At 67.9% G+C, this 14,830-nt stretch carries 15 protein-coding genes, 1 tRNA gene and 1 pseudogene; 8 read left to right on the top strand and 9 right to left on the bottom strand.

What is annotated here, in order from left to right; genetic code table 11:
• Positions 1–2 precede the first annotated feature (2 nt).
• The 6 genes from ACPXB3_RS02725 to ACPXB3_RS02700 form a co-directional block, all read right to left on the bottom strand.
• On the bottom strand, positions 3–311 hold the full coding sequence (locus ACPXB3_RS02725) for a hypothetical protein (RefSeq protein WP_425702712.1): 309 nt from the start codon (positions 309–311) through the stop codon (positions 3–5).
• 71 nt (positions 312–382) lie between these two features.
• A complete protein-coding gene (mshC, locus tag ACPXB3_RS02720) occupies positions 383–1,627 on the bottom strand; it encodes a cysteine--1-D-myo-inosityl 2-amino-2-deoxy-alpha-D-glucopyranoside ligase (RefSeq protein ID WP_425726251.1) in 1,245 nt (414 codons plus the stop codon).
• A 92-nt stretch (positions 1,628–1,719) separates the two neighbouring features.
• Positions 1,720–2,586, bottom strand: coding sequence for an SCO1664 family protein (locus tag ACPXB3_RS02715; RefSeq protein ID WP_425702938.1), 867 nt, complete (start codon positions 2,584–2,586; stop codon positions 1,720–1,722).
• 31 nt (positions 2,587–2,617) lie between these two features.
• Complete coding sequence (locus ACPXB3_RS02710) at positions 2,618–3,340, bottom strand: DUF3090 domain-containing protein (RefSeq protein WP_425702716.1); 723 nt, start codon at positions 3,338–3,340, stop codon at positions 2,618–2,620.
• Between the two features lie 27 nt (positions 3,341–3,367).
• The gene (locus ACPXB3_RS02705) at positions 3,368–4,150 is read right to left on the bottom strand and encodes an MSMEG_4193 family putative phosphomutase (RefSeq protein WP_425726249.1); all 783 of its coding nucleotides are present in this window, start codon (positions 4,148–4,150) and stop codon (positions 3,368–3,370) included.
• 95 nt (positions 4,151–4,245) lie between these two features.
• Positions 4,246–5,088 (bottom strand): undecaprenyl-diphosphate phosphatase, encoded by an 843-nt coding sequence (locus ACPXB3_RS02700; protein ID WP_425702720.1) that lies wholly within the window; start codon positions 5,086–5,088, stop codon positions 4,246–4,248.
• Positions 5,089–5,190: 102 nt separating this feature from the next.
• Between ACPXB3_RS02700 and ACPXB3_RS02695 the strand changes: the two genes are divergently transcribed.
• From ACPXB3_RS02695 to ACPXB3_RS02685, 3 genes are read left to right on the top strand one after another with little or no spacing between them, the layout of a single operon-like run.
• On the top strand, positions 5,191–6,321 hold the full coding sequence (locus ACPXB3_RS02695) for a hypothetical protein (protein WP_425726247.1): 1,131 nt from the start codon (positions 5,191–5,193) through the stop codon (positions 6,319–6,321).
• Positions 6,318–6,665 carry a DUF5703 family protein gene (locus tag ACPXB3_RS02690; protein ID WP_425702722.1) on the top strand — a complete coding sequence of 116 codons (348 nt, stop codon included), beginning with the start codon at positions 6,318–6,320 and terminating at the stop codon, positions 6,663–6,665. The genes ACPXB3_RS02695 and ACPXB3_RS02690 overlap by 4 nt, the downstream gene beginning before the upstream one ends.
• Positions 6,659–7,762 (top strand): quinone-dependent dihydroorotate dehydrogenase, encoded by a 1,104-nt coding sequence (locus ACPXB3_RS02685; protein ID WP_425702723.1) that lies wholly within the window; start codon positions 6,659–6,661, stop codon positions 7,760–7,762. The genes ACPXB3_RS02690 and ACPXB3_RS02685 overlap by 7 nt, the downstream gene beginning before the upstream one ends.
• A gap of 46 nt (positions 7,763–7,808) precedes the next feature.
• Here ACPXB3_RS02685 and ACPXB3_RS02680 read toward each other — a convergent pair whose 3' ends face one another.
• Positions 7,809–8,354 (bottom strand): YbhB/YbcL family Raf kinase inhibitor-like protein, encoded by a 546-nt coding sequence (locus ACPXB3_RS02680; protein WP_425702725.1) that lies wholly within the window; start codon positions 8,352–8,354, stop codon positions 7,809–7,811.
• 94 nt (positions 8,355–8,448) lie between these two features.
• Complete coding sequence (locus tag ACPXB3_RS02675) at positions 8,449–9,795, bottom strand: M20/M25/M40 family metallo-hydrolase (RefSeq protein ID WP_425726246.1); 1,347 nt, start codon at positions 9,793–9,795, stop codon at positions 8,449–8,451.
• Positions 9,796–9,890: 95 nt separating this feature from the next.
• On the opposite strand from ACPXB3_RS02675, the gene ACPXB3_RS02670 reads away from it, so the two are divergent.
• The 3 genes and pseudogenes from ACPXB3_RS02670 to ACPXB3_RS02660 form a co-directional block, all read left to right on the top strand.
• Positions 9,891–9,979, top strand: a tRNA-Leu gene (locus tag ACPXB3_RS02670).
• Between the two features lie 384 nt (positions 9,980–10,363).
• Positions 10,364–11,260: a hypothetical protein gene (locus ACPXB3_RS02665; protein ID WP_425702728.1), complete on the top strand. Its 897-nt coding sequence runs from the start codon at positions 10,364–10,366 to the stop codon at positions 11,258–11,260.
• A gap of 167 nt (positions 11,261–11,427) precedes the next feature.
• Positions 11,428–11,571 (top strand): annotated as a pseudogene (locus ACPXB3_RS02660) (3-hydroxyacyl-CoA dehydrogenase NAD-binding domain-containing protein); the annotation flags it as partial.
• 109 nt (positions 11,572–11,680) lie between these two features.
• Here the strand turns inward: ACPXB3_RS02660 and ACPXB3_RS02655 are convergent.
• A complete protein-coding gene (locus ACPXB3_RS02655; RefSeq protein ID WP_425702730.1) occupies positions 11,681–12,676 on the bottom strand; it encodes a mechanosensitive ion channel family protein in 996 nt (331 codons plus the stop codon).
• Positions 12,677–12,772: 96 nt separating this feature from the next.
• On the opposite strand from ACPXB3_RS02655, the gene ACPXB3_RS02650 reads away from it, so the two are divergent.
• Both ACPXB3_RS02650 and ACPXB3_RS02645 read left to right on the top strand, forming a co-directional pair.
• Entirely contained in the window at positions 12,773–13,816 is a 1,044-nt protein-coding gene (locus ACPXB3_RS02650; RefSeq protein WP_425702731.1) for a nucleoside hydrolase, read from the top strand.
• Positions 13,817–13,825: 9 nt separating this feature from the next.
• Positions 13,826–14,785: an LLM class F420-dependent oxidoreductase gene (locus ACPXB3_RS02645; protein ID WP_425702733.1), complete on the top strand. Its 960-nt coding sequence runs from the start codon at positions 13,826–13,828 to the stop codon at positions 14,783–14,785.
• The last annotated feature ends 45 nt before the right edge of the window (positions 14,786–14,830 follow it).

Raw genomic sequence — 14,830 nt, 5'->3', positions numbered from 1 at the left:
CCTCACCCGATCCGTTCGATCGACACGACGGGTGTGGTGATCCGCCAGGTGCGGACGTCGGGGTCGTCGGCGGCGCGCACCCAGAACTGCGCGGATTCCCCGACGCGGCACGACTTCACGCCCAGCAACGGGATGTCCTCGGAGTCGCGACGCAGCGTACTCACCGCCCAGTCCGCACTGTCGGTGCTGCCGACCCCGGGTGCCCGCAACAGAGTCATCTCATCGAAGTCGATGAGATAGGTCGAGGTCTGGGTCTGCACGGTCCACACCCCGGTCGCGGTTTCCGTATTGATCGCCTGCACACGTGTCACGCGCAAACTGTACTAACTCGACGGCGCCTGCACCCAGCCGAGTCCGTCGGCGGCGGGCCGCCGCACCGCCGTCAGCGCCGCAGGTCCACCCCGAGGAGTGCGTCGACGGCCCGAGCGATCTGCCCGGGCGCCTCGGTGTCGAGGCCGATCCCCTGCTCCACGTCGCGGCACCAGCCATCGACCGCATCGAGTGCCTTGGGGGTGTCGAGGTCGTCGGCGAGGTGCTGACGGAGTCGCTCGATCACCGGTGCCGCGGCGGGTCCCCGTCCGGCGGCGGTGGCCGCCCGCCAGCGGTCGAGCCGGGCGGTTCCGGCGTCGAGGACGGCATCGGTCCACATCCGGTCCGCGCGGTAGTGGTCGGCGAGCAGCGCCACCCGGATCGCCACGGGATCGGTGCCCTGCGCACGCAACTTCGACACGAACACCAGATTGCCGCGGCTCTTGGACATCTTCTCGCCGTCGAGCCCGACCATGCCGGTGTGGACGTAGTGCCGCGCGAATCGCGGCGATCCGGTCAGGGCCTCGCCGTGGGCAGCCGAGAACTCGTGGTGCGGGAAGATCAGATCGTTGCCGCCGCCCTGGATGTCGAACTCGATCCCGAGCCGGTTCAGTGCGATCGCCGAACACTCGATGTGCCACCCCGGGCGCCCGCGCCCGAACGGGGCGTCCCAGGCGGGTTCGCCGGGCCGTTCGGCTCGCCAGAGCACCGCGTCGAGACGGTCACGCTTGCCGGGCCGGTCCGGATCGCCGCCACGCTCGGCGAAGAACCGCAGCATCGTGTCGCGGTCGTAACCCGACTCGTAGCCGAATTGCTCGGTGGCGTCGATCCGGAAGTAGACGTCGGGGTACTGGGCGTCGTCGACGACGTACGCGGCGCCGGAGGCCAGCAGCTTGCCGATCATCTCCGCCACCTCGGCCACCGATTCCATCGCACCGATGTAGTCGCGCGGCGGCAGCACCCGCAGGGCCGTCATGTCCTCACGGAACAGCTGGATCTGCGCGCTGCCGAGTTCACGCCAATCCACGCCATCACGTTCGGCCCGTTCGAACAGCGGATCGTCGACGTCGGTGATGTTCTGCACGTAGTGCACGTCATGGCCCTGATCACGCAGCACCCGGTTCACCATGTCGAAGGTCAGGTAGGTCGCGGCGTGCCCGAGATGGGTGGCGTCATAGGGAGTGATCCCGCAGACGTACATCGTGGCCGTCGGACCCGGGGCAACCGGCCGGACCTGGGAGCCTGCGGTGTCGAAGAGTCGAAGTGCGGGGCCGGTGCCGGGAACGGCAGGCACCGTGAGATCGGGCCACGATTGCATGGGTCCACTGTATGGCGGGCTCGCGGGGCAACCGGACGGGGGCCGACCGGAAAGGGCACGCCGAGCGTCGGCTATCGGGTGGGCATCTCCGATCAGAAGGGCGGCCAGGGTATCGCGCGGTGCATCGGCGGCCGGGGCATCCTCGCGTCTTCGGCAAGGATCAGCGTCCGCAGGGTCAGCGCTTCGATCTCGTCGGCGGTGAGGTGGGTACGAAGCTCCACGCGCAACGTCGACGATTCGGTCTCGAGCGCGTCGGCGAGCCGCGCCACGTCGGCCAGCAGGTGGGCCGGGACGGGCTCGCCCGCCCAGCCCCACAGCACCGTGCGCAGCTTGTCCTCGTTGTGCAGGCAGATGCCGTGGTCGACGCCGTACACCTCGCCGTCGAGACCCTCGAGGACATGCCCGCCCTTGCGGTCGGCGTTGTTGAGGATCAGGTCGAGCACGGCCATTCGCTGCAGACGCGGGTCGTCGGCGTGGACGAGTTCGACGGGTTCGCCCTGCCCGTCGAGCGCCCGCAGGATCGACCGATATCCCTGAGGTACGGCCTCGGGCGGGCACAGATCGACCAGATCGAATCTGGTGGCGCATAACTGCGGATCGTCCGGCTCCGGGGTGTCGATCCAGCGCTGCACCATGCCCACCCCGATCGGGCCGTCGCGCAGGACGGTCGTCGGGATGGTGCCCCAGCCCAGGGCCTGCGACACCAGATACGAGGCGACTTCCCGGCCGGCGAGGGTGCCGTCGGGGAAATCCCACAGCGGCACCTCGCCGCGGACCGGTTTGTACACGCAGCGCACCGCCTGCTCGCCGAGCAGCGCGTCGCACACGAGCGTCGCGTTGCTGGCGGTGGGGATCGCGCCGATGATCGTCAGTTCACCATCACGCAAGGTCACGCCGGTGGGGTCGGCCTCCTCGCGGGGGCCGCGCTCGGGCATGCCGGTGGCGTCCTCGACGCTCATGGCCGGCCCGCGGACCACGCGATCGCCGTGGTCACCGGGAGCCACCCGCGGGGCCGTCGGCGTCTGGATCGTCGGGATCGGATTCCTCGGCGGTGGGGTGGTCGGGATCTTCATCGGGATCGGGGCCGAGCAGCGGTGGCACGTCGCCGAGCCCACGGAAGACCTCGGGGTCGATGAAGTCGAGGGATTTGCTCAACTCCGCGTCACGCTTGTAGCCGTTGGTCCGCACACAGAGATGGCCCTCGGTATTGAGGGGCTCACCGCACAGCGGGCATGGTGGCCGCCCCGCCGAGATGACCCGCGTGGACCGTGCAGCGAACTCGCGAGCCGCCCGCGTCGTCAGGAAGACGCGGACCGCATCGGGGCCCTCGTCGGTGTCGTCGAGGACGACACTCTCGTCGAACTCACCCTCGGTGATCGCCAGCAGCTCGACGACGACCGCCTCGGATTCGGCATCCCAGCCCAATCCCATTGTGCCGACCCGGAATTCGGCGTCGACCGGCATGGCCAGCGGACTGAGGTCGCTGACCTGTCCGGCTTCCGGCGGAATCGGCGTCCCGAAGCGTCGATGGATCTCCTCGAGCAGCGCCCCGATGCGCTCGGCGAGGATCTGAACCTGCTGCTTCTCGAGCATGACGCTGACGATGCGTGTCTCGTGCACGGCCTGGAGGTAGAACGTCCGGTCACCGGGCTGTCCGACGGTCCCCGCGACGAATCGATCAGGACTGCGGAACACATGAATCGCTCGCGACATCACCCACCTCCTTACGCTGTCTGTTCATTATCCGTCCCGGCCGGTGCCCGCGGCCACCGGCGGACCGGCCGGCTCACCCACCGGCACCCGGTCGGATTCTGGCTTGTCCCCGCCGGGTTCGTCGGTGCCCTGGTCGCCGCCGACCACCGCGTCGTCGGACGCCGGCCGCCGCAGCGGCACCGAAAGCGCTTTCGTCGAGTTGACCGTGTGCACATACGGGCGGGTGTCGCTGTAGCGGATGACGCTGACCGAGGCGGGTTCGACGACGATGCGCTGGAACGCGTCGAGGTGCATCCCCATGGCATCGGCGAGGATCGCCTTGATGACGTCGCCGTGCGAGCAGACCACCCACACTCCGGCACCGTCGGGCCCGCCGTGGATCCGGTCGAGGGCGCGGATCGCCGCCACCGCACGAGCCTGCACCGCGGCGAGCCCCTCACCGTCGGGGAACACCGCCGCCGAGGGATGCTGCTGCACGGTTTTCCACAGCGGTTCCTTCAGCAGTTCACCGATCGTGCGGTTCGTCCATGCACCGTAGTCGACCTCGGCGAGGTCGTCGACGACGATTTCGGGGACCTCGCGACCGGCGCCGATCAGGGCTCCGAGCAGCGGGCTCATCGTCTCTGCGCAACGTTGCAGTGGCGAACGGGCGACGGCGCCGATGGCGGGCAGATATGGCGTAAGGCGCTCGACGAGCTCGGCGGCCTGACCTTGCCCCTTCTCATCGAGGGCGACTCCGGGGCTGCGTCCGGCGAGCACGCCCGACGTGTTGGCCGTGGAGCGTCCGTGGCGCACGAGGATCACGGTCATCCCACAACCTTATGCACCCGTGCGACCGCCGGCACATCTGCCACGACCCGCGTGCGCGCCGTACTCGACGGGAGACGACGCCAGGACATACCCGATCAGGTCGCGCTGATGACGCCACCGGCCAACAGCCCGATCACGACCAGTCCCAGTGCAACCCGGTAGGCGCCGAACCAATTCATCGAGTGGTGGCTGACGAAACGGAGCAACCAGGCGATCGAGACGTAACCCAAGACGAACGCGACCAGCGTCGCGATGATCAGCTGCGCTCCCGTGGCCTCCATGCCGTCGCCGGTGGGGTGAACGGCGTCGGGGATGCTGAACAGTCCCGAGGCGAGCACCGCCGGGATGGCGAGCAGGAACGAGAACCGGAACGCGGCCTCGCGTTCGAGACCCAGAAACAGCCCGGCGCTGGCGGTGGCGCCCGAACGCGACACCCCGGGGACCAGGGCCAGACACTGCGCCAACCCCATGACCAGGCCGTCGCGCAGTGTGAGCCGTTCCATCGAACGCCGCTGGGTCGCGAGTCGCTCGGCGAGCCAGAAGACTCCCGAGAACAGGATCAACACCGTCGCCACCAGCCAGAGATTGCGTGCCGCCGACCGGATCTCGTCCTTGAGGAGGTACCCGATCACCCCGATCGGAATGGTGGCGAAGATCACATACCAGCCGATCCGGTAGTCGAGTCCGCGCTCGGTGCGAGAAAAGAGTCCCCGGAACCAGGCGACCACGATCCGGGCGATGTCACGGGCGAAGAACACCAGTACAGCCGCCTCGGTACCGAGTTGGGTGACCGCGGTGAACGACGCACCGGCGTCCTGTCCGAACATCAGTTCCGAGGCGATACGCAGATGGGCCGAAGAGGAGATCGGCAAGAATTCGGTGAGGCCCTGGATCGCGCCGAGGACGATCGACTGGGCCCACGTCATGGTGTCGGTCACGGCGGTCGATGCTACGCGGGAACTCGCGCGAGACGTTCACCCCCGACACGAGTGCCGACCCCGCGGCGCCGGGCCGGTTCGGCGGTGCGCCAAGATGGGGAGATGCCTGCCAGTCGATCCGGTTCAGTGGTCCGTACCAGCGCGCGACGGACCGCCGGCGCGCTCGTCGCACTCACTGCCTCCGTACTGGTGATCGCCGGTTGCAACTCCTCCGATGGCTCGCAGACCCCCACCGATGTGGCCACTGTCACACCGGCCTCTGCGAGTTCGGCACCTCCCGGCCCGGCCGTCACGCCGGCGGGGCTGACCATTCCCACCCCGGCCGGCTCATCCGCCCTCGCCGAGTCGGGAACCCGCCTCGCGGTGATCGGTCCCGGCGGAAATTCGGTGATGCGGTTCGATACCGCGGCCGGGACCGCCCCGACGCCGACCCCGGTGATCCCCGCCCCGGTGATCACCCGACTCCTCGGCGTCGGGGACGGCGGGTTCGTGGGCGCCGGACCGGGCCATCTCGTGCGAATCGGGCCCGACGGCAACGTCACCGCGGTACCGCTGCGCACCGACGCGCCGACCGCCCTCGCGCGGACGGCCGACGGACGTATCCTGGTGGGCACCGAGAACGGTCACGTGCTGGTCCACACCGACCGGTTGCAGCAGCAACGCGACATCGCCGGGTTCGTGCGCGTCGACGACATCACCGTCTCGCCGCCCGGTGCCGAGTTGTCCGACGAGCAGGTTGTCGTTCTCGACCGGGCACAGTCGTCGGTGACTCCGGTCGATCTGAGCAACGGGAATCTGGGACCGGCGTTGCGCGCAGGCAACGGCGCGACCACCGCCACGGTGGATCACTATGGCCGGGTGCTCGTCGCCAACACCCGTGACGACGAGATCGTCGGATTCTTCGGATCGCCGCTGGTGATGCGGTTCCGCTATCCCGTGGCCGACGGGCCCTACGCCGTAGACTACGACGACACCCGCAACCTGCTATGGGTGTCGACGACAGCGAACAACGAGGTGGTGGCCTATGACCTCGCCAACGGCGAACCCGCGGAGAAGCACCGCTTCGCCTCGGTGGCCCAACCGGATTCGATGGTGGCCGACGCGGACGGCACGGTGTACGTACTCTCCGCCCGAGACGGCGGACTCCAGGTCGTCGCGCCCGCCGACCAGGGCGGCGGAACCCCGGTGACACCCACCAGCGGAGTGCCGACGACGACCGGGGCCGCCGGATGACGTTGCGCCCAGGGAACATACCCGCCGCATCCGGGCGTGCCGGTGCGCGCCACGGCGCTCGTTACCCTCGTGGCTGGGAGGTCACCTCCGACGATTTCGAGTGCATCCTCGTGCGTTTGCCGCCGGAGGTGACGCGCGTGACGGCGTCGATGCGCCTGTCGCTGGAGGCGGAGTTCGGTGGGTGGGAGCTGTCGCGGGTACGGCTGTATTCCGACGGAACCCGCAAGGTGCTGCTCAAACGTCGCAAACCCTCCCGCGGACAACGCGCCGAGCCGACCGGAGTCGATCGAAACCCTATGACAGCCAATGATTCTCTGCCCGATGAGGACGCCCGGGCATGCTGAGCACCCTCAACCGGTACGCCTATCCGGTGCTGTTGCGGCTGATGTTCTGTGTTTCACCCGAACGCATCCACCGCGTCACCGCGGCGGCCATCCGAGTCGTGATGCTGATCGCACCGCTGCGGCAGGTGTCTGCGCGGGTGCTCGCGACGCATGATCCGGTGCTGCGTCAACAGGTCTTCGGGGTCGAGTTCCCCGCCCCGCTGGGACTGGCCGCGGGCTTCGACAAGACGGCGTCGGCCGTGAACGCCTGGGGGCAGCTGGGTTTCGGCTTCGCCGAGATCGGTACCATCACCGGCCAGGCGCAACCGGGCAACCCGCTGCCCCGGCTGTTCCGCCTGCCGCGTGATCGCGCGCTGGTCAATCGCATGGGTTTCAACAATCCCGGTGCCCGGGTCGCCGCCCAGCACCTTCAGGCGGCACGGCCCGGCCCGGTCCGGGTACCCATCGGCGCCAACATCGGCAAGACCAAGACGGTGCCCGTCGACGAGGCCGTCGACGATTATCGGTGCTCGGCAAGGCTTCTGGGCCCACACGCCGATTTCGTCGTCGTCAATGTCAGTTCGCCCAACACGCCGGGCCTGCGTGATCTGCAGGCCGTCGATGCGCTACGGCCGATCCTCGTCGCCGTACAGGGCGAGGTTTCGGTGCCCGTGCTGGTGAAGATTGCGCCCGACCTTGCCGACACCGACGTCGACGCGGTCGCCGACCTCGCCGTCGAACTCGGGCTCGCCGGCATCGTCGCGACCAACACCACCATCAGCCGGACCGGGTTACGCACCCCGGCTGCCGAGGTGGCGGCAATGGGCGCCGGCGGATTGTCCGGCGCACCACTGCACGACCGCTCGCTGGCGGTGCTGCAGCGCCTGTATGCCCGTGTCGGCGGCCGGCTCTCACTGATCAGTGTCGGCGGTATCGACACCGTCGAGCAGGCGTGGGAACGAATCCTGGCCGGCGCAGATCTCCTGCAGGTGTACACGCAGTTCATCTACGGCGGGCCGGTCTGGCTCAAGGAGGTCAACGCCGGTATCGCGCAACGCGTACGCGACGGCGGTTTCCCCGATCTGGCTGCGGCCGTCGGCGCCGCGACTCGCCGCTGAGGCGCTCGGTACCGACGGGCCACGGCTCAGCGACCGCGGCGACGACTCACGTGTCTTCCGAAGGCTGCTCGTAGAGACCGACGATCCTGGTCCGGGCGATGGCATGGGAGAACAGGTTGAAGCCCAGGTAGGCGGGCGTCGCACCGTCGGGCAGACCCAGCGATTCGACGTCGACGGCATGCACGACGATGAAGTAGCGGTGCGGGCCGTGTCCGGGAGGCGGTGCGGCGCCGACATATCGGCGCAGCGACGCGTCGTTGGCGAGCGTGACCGCACCGGCCGGCAGGCCGGAGCCGGTGTCGTCGCCTGCGCCCTCGTCGAGACTTGTCACCGCGGCCGGGATGTCGGCGACCGCCCAGTGCCAGAAGCCCGATGCCGTCGGCGCGTCGGGGTCGTACACGGTGACCGTGAAACTCTTGGTCTCGCTGGGGAATCCGGACCAGCTCAACTGAGGTGACACGTCCTGGCCACCGGCGCCCATCAACCCACTCGCCTGTCGACTCGCCAGCGTCGCACCGTCGTCGACACTGGTGGAGGTCACCTCGAATCCCGGCAGGGCGGGCAACGGTTCGTACGGATCGAAACTCGGCATCAGGTCACCTTTCTCGTGGTCGGCGCGCTTCTCAACCCACTCTAGGCGACCACCGCCGGCCCGCCGGGGCACTGTCCCGGGCCGCCCGGCACGATCAGCTGTGCAGCAGGAAGTGTTCGAGCACCTTGGTACCGAAGACGACGGCGTCGACCGGCACCCGTTCATCGACCCCATGGAACAGTGCCGCGAAATCCAGTTCCCGCGGCAACTGCAGCGGCGCGAACCCGAAGCACCGGATTCCCAGTTTCGCGAAGGCCTTGGCGTCGGTGCCGCCCGACATCATGTACGGCACGGTGCGGGCGCCCGGATCGTGCGCGAGGATCGCAGCGTTCATCGCGTCGACGAGGTCACCGTCGAAACTCGTCTCGTAAGAGTCGAGGTGGGTGATCCACTCCCGTGTCACGTGCGGACCGATGAGCCGGTCGATCTCGGCCTCGAACTCCTTCTGACGCCCCGGCAGAACTCGGCAGTCCACCACCGCCTCCGCCTTCTGTGGGATCACATTGGCCTTGTACCCCGCCCGCAGCATCGTCGGATTGGCCGTGTCGCGCAGCGTCGCCCCGATGATCCGCGCGAGGCTCCCCAATTTGAACAGCGAGGTCTCCAGGTCCGGTGCGTCGGGGCTCAGGTCGAGTCCGGTCTCCTCGGACACCGCCGACAAGAACTGCGTCACCGATTCGCTGATCACCAGCGGAAAGGTGTGCCGGCCGATCCGCGCGACCGCCTCGGCGATCTCGGTGACGGCGTTGTCGGAGTGCAGGAACGATCCATGGCCTGCGGTGGCGTCGGCAGTCAACCGCATCCACCCCAGACCCTTCTCGGCGGTCTCCACCAGATAGAGACGGCGTTCGCTGCCGTCGGGCCGGTCCACCGTCAGCGAGTAGCCGCCCACCTCCCCGACCGCCTCGGTGATGCCCTCGAACAGGTCCGGTCGATGTTCGACGAGCCAGTGCGATCCCCACGTCCCGCCAGCCTCCTCGTCGGCGAGGAAGGCGAAGACGATGTCGCGTGGCGGCACCGTGCCCTCGCGCTGGAACTGACGCGCCAACGCCAGCGCCATACCGACCATGTCCTTCATGTCGATGGCGCCGCGGCCCCAGATGTAGCCGTCCTTGACGGTCCCGGCAAAGGGATGCACGCTCCAGTCGGCCGGCTCGGCGGGCACCACGTCGAGGTGGCCATGGATCAGCAGCGCGCCGCGGTCGGAATCCGGCGGGCCCGCCAGCCGGGCGAAGACGTTGCCGCGGCCCGGCTGCCCCGACTCCACATATTGCGTGGTGTACCCCACCTCTTCGAGCATCTGGGCCACCCATTTGGCGCATTCCTCCTCGCCGCGGGTGGTCTCGAGTTCGCCGGTGTTGCTGGTGTCGAAACGGATCAGGGTGCTGACGAGGTCGACGACCTCGTCGACGGCGCGCGGGAGCTCAGACTCTTCGGTCACCCCTCACTCCTACGGGATTTGGGATACCGGGGCAACCTCGGTTAGTGTTATCGCCGCCGGTGTGAGAGGTCACCTCCCACACAGACCACAATCGAGTCCGAGTGGCGGAATGGCAGACGCGCTAGCTTGAGGTGCTAGTGCCCTATTAACGGGCGTGGGGGTTCAAGTCCCCCCTCGGACACCACACGACGAAGTCCCCGAGTTCCACTCGGGGACTTTGTCGTTTCCGGCGCGCCGGTTGCGATCAGCGTGGTCGAAAGTGCGGCCGGGCCCGTACAGCCGTCCGAATCGGCGGTGACCAGTTGACGGCCGGCCGGGCAGGGCAGCTCGACGTCGTGCTCGTCATGGACCACGGGATCGAAAGATCCTGTGGCACAGCGGGATATCGACGCAAACGCCGAGCTCCGGTCTCCCCGGGAGCGGATCCAGGAGTCGACGCAGATCCCTGATGAAACACCCGGTCATCGCGTACCGTGATGACCGTCGGCGGCCGTTCACGCGGAGCGGGTCACACGCTCCCGGCAGGACCGACATCCAACGGTTCGTCGCCATCGGAGAAGGAGACGATGTGTATCGCAAGCTGGTTGCGCTGGGTATCTCGACCGATCGCATCTTCACGATCGACACCACGACCGGCCAGGCCGATCAAGTCTATGCCGATACCGGCGCGTCCCCGGACGGACTGCAGATCGCCGGCGGCGTCGCCTATTGGACGACCATGGGCACGCCCATCCAGCACCCCGACAAGGGCGACGGCGAGTCGGCGCTGGACTACAGCACCCCCAACGGTGGCGTCCACGCCATCAACGTCGACGGCACCGGTCGCCGCGACCTGACCGCACCGGGCGACATCACCACCGGCAAGCAGCTGGTGTGCCATGGCGACCGGCTGTACTGGGGAGATCGCGAGGGACACCGGGTCAGCCGGATACGCATTGACGGAAGCGATCGCCAGGACCTCGTGGTCAACGAGCCCGGCATCGAGAACCAGTGTGTCGGGGTGGCCGTCGATGCGGCGGGCGAACAGCTCTACTGGACGCAGAAGGGGCCGGCCAAGGGTGGTGTCGGCAAGATCCTGCGAGCGCCGGTGCAGATCGCGGCCGGCGAGACGCCGCAGACCCGCACCGATATCGAAGTTCTGTGGGCTCACCTGCCCGAGCCCATCGATCTCGAGATCGCCGACGGAACGCTGTACTGGACCGACCGCGGTGCTCCCCCGAACGGCAACACGCTGAACCGGGCTCCGATCCCGGCGCCCGGTGAGCCGGGCGCGACACCGGAGATCCTCGCCGACGGATTCGAGGAGGCCATCGGTCTGGTCGTCGACACCGAAGCGGACACGGTCTATGTCTCCGACCTCGGCGGAAGCGTCTACGCGGTGCCGCTGACGGGAAGCGCCGATCACGGCAAACGCCTGGTGGCCAACCTCGCCACCCACTTGTCCGGCATCGCCGGGATGGTCTGACCCCGAAATCATCCCCACCGAAAGGGTTTACGGCACACGGGCTTTGCGCACACTTTCGATGACATCCAGTCCCGTCCGGTCGCGGTTTTCGGAGCCGGCATCCTTGGCCGACGCATCGCGTTGATGTTCGCGACGCGTGGGGCGAGGTCCGGATCTACGATCCCGATGTGACACAGGCGCAGGCGGCCGTCGCCGACGCGCTCACCGACACCTGGCTCGCTGTCGAGGCGGTTCCCGAGCGGCTGGACATCAAGATTCCACTGTGGGGCGAGATCGACGCGGCCGCACCGCCCGACACGAACTACGCGACCAACTCGTCCTCGTACGCGTCGCGACTGATGGATGAGAACATCCGCGACAAGACCCGCTTCTCACAACATGCACTTTTATGCCGCCGGATGCCAACGCGGTGGATCCCCATCACCCCGCTCCCCCATCGGCCTGGCCGTTCGTCGAACCCACGAGCTGTCCGAGCGGGTGAGGCAATTCGATGCCGTGCTCCTCGAACGCGATCAGAGTCGCCGAACGGAGACGACGTTGGGTCGACCATTGCGCGTTCGGTTTCGTCTTCACCGTCATGCGTAATGTCACGCGGTGCGGTGCGACCTCCTGAACACCGAGCATCTCCGGCGGTCCGAGTACATTGTCGGCGAGTTCTTTGTCGGTCACCTCAGCCTTCGCCGCGTCGAGGGCGACCTCCTGTGCCCGGTCCAGATCGGCACTCAATGCAACCGGCAGATCGAGCCGGGCGACGGCATACTCCTGGCTCATGTTGCCCACGCGGGCGATCTCGCCGTTGCGCACGTACCAGAGGGTGCCGTCGACGTCGCGCAACGTCGTGATGCGCAGTCCCACGCTCTCCACCGTGCCCACGGCCTCGCCGAGGTCGACGGTGTCGCCGACGCCGTACTGGTCCTCGAGGAGCATGAAGATGCCGGTGACGAAGTCACGGACCAGATTCTGCGCACCGAAGCCGATCGCGAGACCGATCACCCCGGCGGAGGCGATGAACGGTGCGATGTTGACCCCGAGGACCGACAGGATCGCGAGCACCACCCACACCAGCACGATGATCGACACGGTGGACTTGAGCACCGAGCCGATGGTCCGCGCTCGCTGGGATCGTCGCTGTGCCACAGCCGTCTTGGCGGCTCCAGAGGTCTTTGCGCCGGTCGGTGCGCGTTCGCGTAGGTGCCGGATCAGGGCCGGGGCGGATCGCTGACCACCCCCGTCGGGGTGGGGGCGGGTCGCTCGGTCGATGAGTCGGTTCGCGACCCACCGCACGATCAGTGCGCCGACGATATAGCAGACGATGCGAATCGGCCGCTCCATCAACCACATCCGGTTCGAATCGGTCCATTCGAAGGCCAGGTGGGCGACACCGGGGTGGGCCGCGCCGAGAATCGAGACGTCCATGCCCCGACGTTACGGAATTGTGCCGATCCGTCGAATGCGCTGGACAGCGGCGTACAGGCGACGATGAACCCCGCGAAAGAGGCACAATGGATGCTCGTGACCCAACGACTGTTCTTCGACTGCGATACCGGGATCGACGACTCGCTCGCATTGCTCTATCTCCTCGCCCGCAGCGACGCCGACATCGTCGGCATCGCCAGCACGGCCGGCAATGTGCCCGCCGATGTGGTCACCGCGAACAACCTGGCATGGCTGGCACTGTGCGGCCGCGAAGACATCCCCGTCCATCAAGGGGCGCCGACTCCGCTGGTCGCCGAGCTGATGACCACCGAAGACACGCACGGCCCGCTGGGTGTCGGTTACGCCGAATTGCCCACGGCCACGCACTCGGCCGCCGACCTCGACGCGGCGGATGCCTGGGTCGCGGCCACCCGGGCATACCCGGGGGAATTGGTCGGACTGGTCACCGGCCCTCTCACCTCGCTGGCCACGGCCATCCGACGCGACCCCGACCTGCCGTTCCGGCTGCGGCGTCTGGTGATCATGGGCGGGGCCTTCCACGTGCACGGCAACACCACACCGACCTCGGAATGGAATGTCGCAGTCGATCCGGAGGCCGCGGCCGAGGTGTTCGCCGCCTTCGGCACCGACGGCGCCCCCGAACCCATCGTGTGTCCGCTGGATCTCACCGAATCCATCGCGCTGACCCCCGACCACACCGTGCGGCTGGCCGCCGCGGCCGGCAGTACACCGCTGGAATGCCCGGATCCGGCCGACGCGCCGGGCGCCCGCTCGGTGGCCCAGAACGTGGTCATCAGGCACGTGATGGATGCACTGCGCTTCTATCTCGAGTTCCACCACGCCCACGACGAGGGATACATCGCCCACCTGCACGACCCGTTCGCGGCGATGGTGGCGCTCGACCCGGCGTGGGCGTCGACCCGGCCGGCACGCGTCGCGGTCGAGTTGTCCGGGACGCTCACGCGCGGCACGACGGTCGCCGACGAACGCGGGATGTGGGGCGGTGCACCCAATGTCCGGATCGCGACCGCCACCGATGTCGACCGCGTCTTCGACGATCTCATCGACACCATCGCCGGTCTCGCACGCTCGGTGGGCGACCGCATGCGAGGGGCGTAACCTGTTGCGGTGACTCACCTCGGCTACCAGATCCCGAACTTCACCTACCCCGACACCGCACCGGCACAGTTGTTTCCGACTATCGCCGCCCAGGCAGTGGAAGCCGAGAACTCCGGTTTCGACACGGTCTTCGTGATGGACCACTTCTATCAGCTCGCGATGCTCGGGGAGCCCGAGGATCCGATGCTCGAGTGCTACTCACTGCTGTCCGCACTCGCCCAGCACACGTCAAAGGTACGTCTGTCGGCGCTGGTCACCGGCAACACCTATCGCAACCCGACGCTGCTCGCCAAGACGATCACCGCGCTCGATCTCGTCTCGCAGGGGCGCGCGCAACTCGGTATCGGGGCCGGCTGGTTCGAACTCGAACACGACTCACTGGGCTACGAATTCGGCACCTTCACCGATCGGTTCGAGAAGCTCGAAGAGGCGCTGCAGATCATCCTGCCCATGTTGCGCGGTGAACGACCGTCGTTGCAGGGCAAGTGGTATCAGGTGTCCGAAGCCGTCAACTCTCCCGCACCGATGAGCCGCATCCCGGTGCTGATCGGCGGTGGCGGGGAACGCAAGACGCTGCGAATGGTCGCCCAATACGCCGACGAGTCGAATCTGATCTGCGGGGTCGACGAGATCGGCCGCAAGCTCGACGCCCTCGCCGAGCACTGTGAACGACTCGGCCGCGATCGCTCCGAGATCACCGTGACCATACAGACGACGGCCTGTGTGGCACCGACGCATGAACAGGCCGTACGCGAATTCGAGGAGTACCTGGCACGCAATCCCCGCGCCCAGGGCACGCGGGACCGCGCCATCATCGGTTCCCCGGCCGAGGTCGCCGACCGTTTCACCGAGCTCTTGGCCACCGGAATCGACGGCTTCACGATCAACGCGCCTGCCAACGGCCACCTCCCGGGCCGGGTCGAGCTGCTGGGCTCGACGGTCGCGCCACTGATTCAGGTGGCCGGCTGACCGGGCTGTGCGACAGGCGGTTTCCCACTCGACCGAACCGCTGAC

The organism is Gordonia sp. DT219 (assembly GCF_049847065.1).
In the GTDB taxonomy this organism is placed as follows: domain Bacteria; phylum Actinomycetota; class Actinomycetes; order Mycobacteriales; family Mycobacteriaceae; genus Gordonia.
This window is presented reverse-complemented; position numbering and strand designations above follow the sequence as displayed.

Coding starts and splice junctions, on each gene's coding strand:
- mshC (WP_425726251.1), bottom strand. CDS start 1,627: ATGCAATCGTGGCCCGATCTCACGGTGCCTGCCGTTCCCGGCACCGGC.
- ACPXB3_RS02715 (WP_425702938.1), bottom strand. CDS start 2,586: ATGAGCGTCGAGGACGCCACCGGCATGCCCGAGCGCGGCCCCCGCGAG.
- ACPXB3_RS02710 (WP_425702716.1), bottom strand. CDS start 3,340: ATGTCGCGAGCGATTCATGTGTTCCGCAGTCCTGATCGATTCGTCGCG.
- ACPXB3_RS02705 (WP_425726249.1), bottom strand. CDS start 4,150: ATGACCGTGATCCTCGTGCGCCACGGACGCTCCACGGCCAACACGTCG.
- ACPXB3_RS02695 (WP_425726247.1), top strand. CDS start 5,191: ATGCCTGCCAGTCGATCCGGTTCAGTGGTCCGTACCAGCGCGCGACGG.
- ACPXB3_RS02690 (WP_425702722.1), top strand. CDS start 6,318: ATGACGTTGCGCCCAGGGAACATACCCGCCGCATCCGGGCGTGCCGGT.
- ACPXB3_RS02685 (WP_425702723.1), top strand. CDS start 6,659: ATGCTGAGCACCCTCAACCGGTACGCCTATCCGGTGCTGTTGCGGCTG.
- ACPXB3_RS02680 (WP_425702725.1), bottom strand. CDS start 8,354: ATGCCGAGTTTCGATCCGTACGAACCGTTGCCCGCCCTGCCGGGATTC.
- ACPXB3_RS02655 (WP_425702730.1), bottom strand. CDS start 12,676: ATGGACGTCTCGATTCTCGGCGCGGCCCACCCCGGTGTCGCCCACCTG.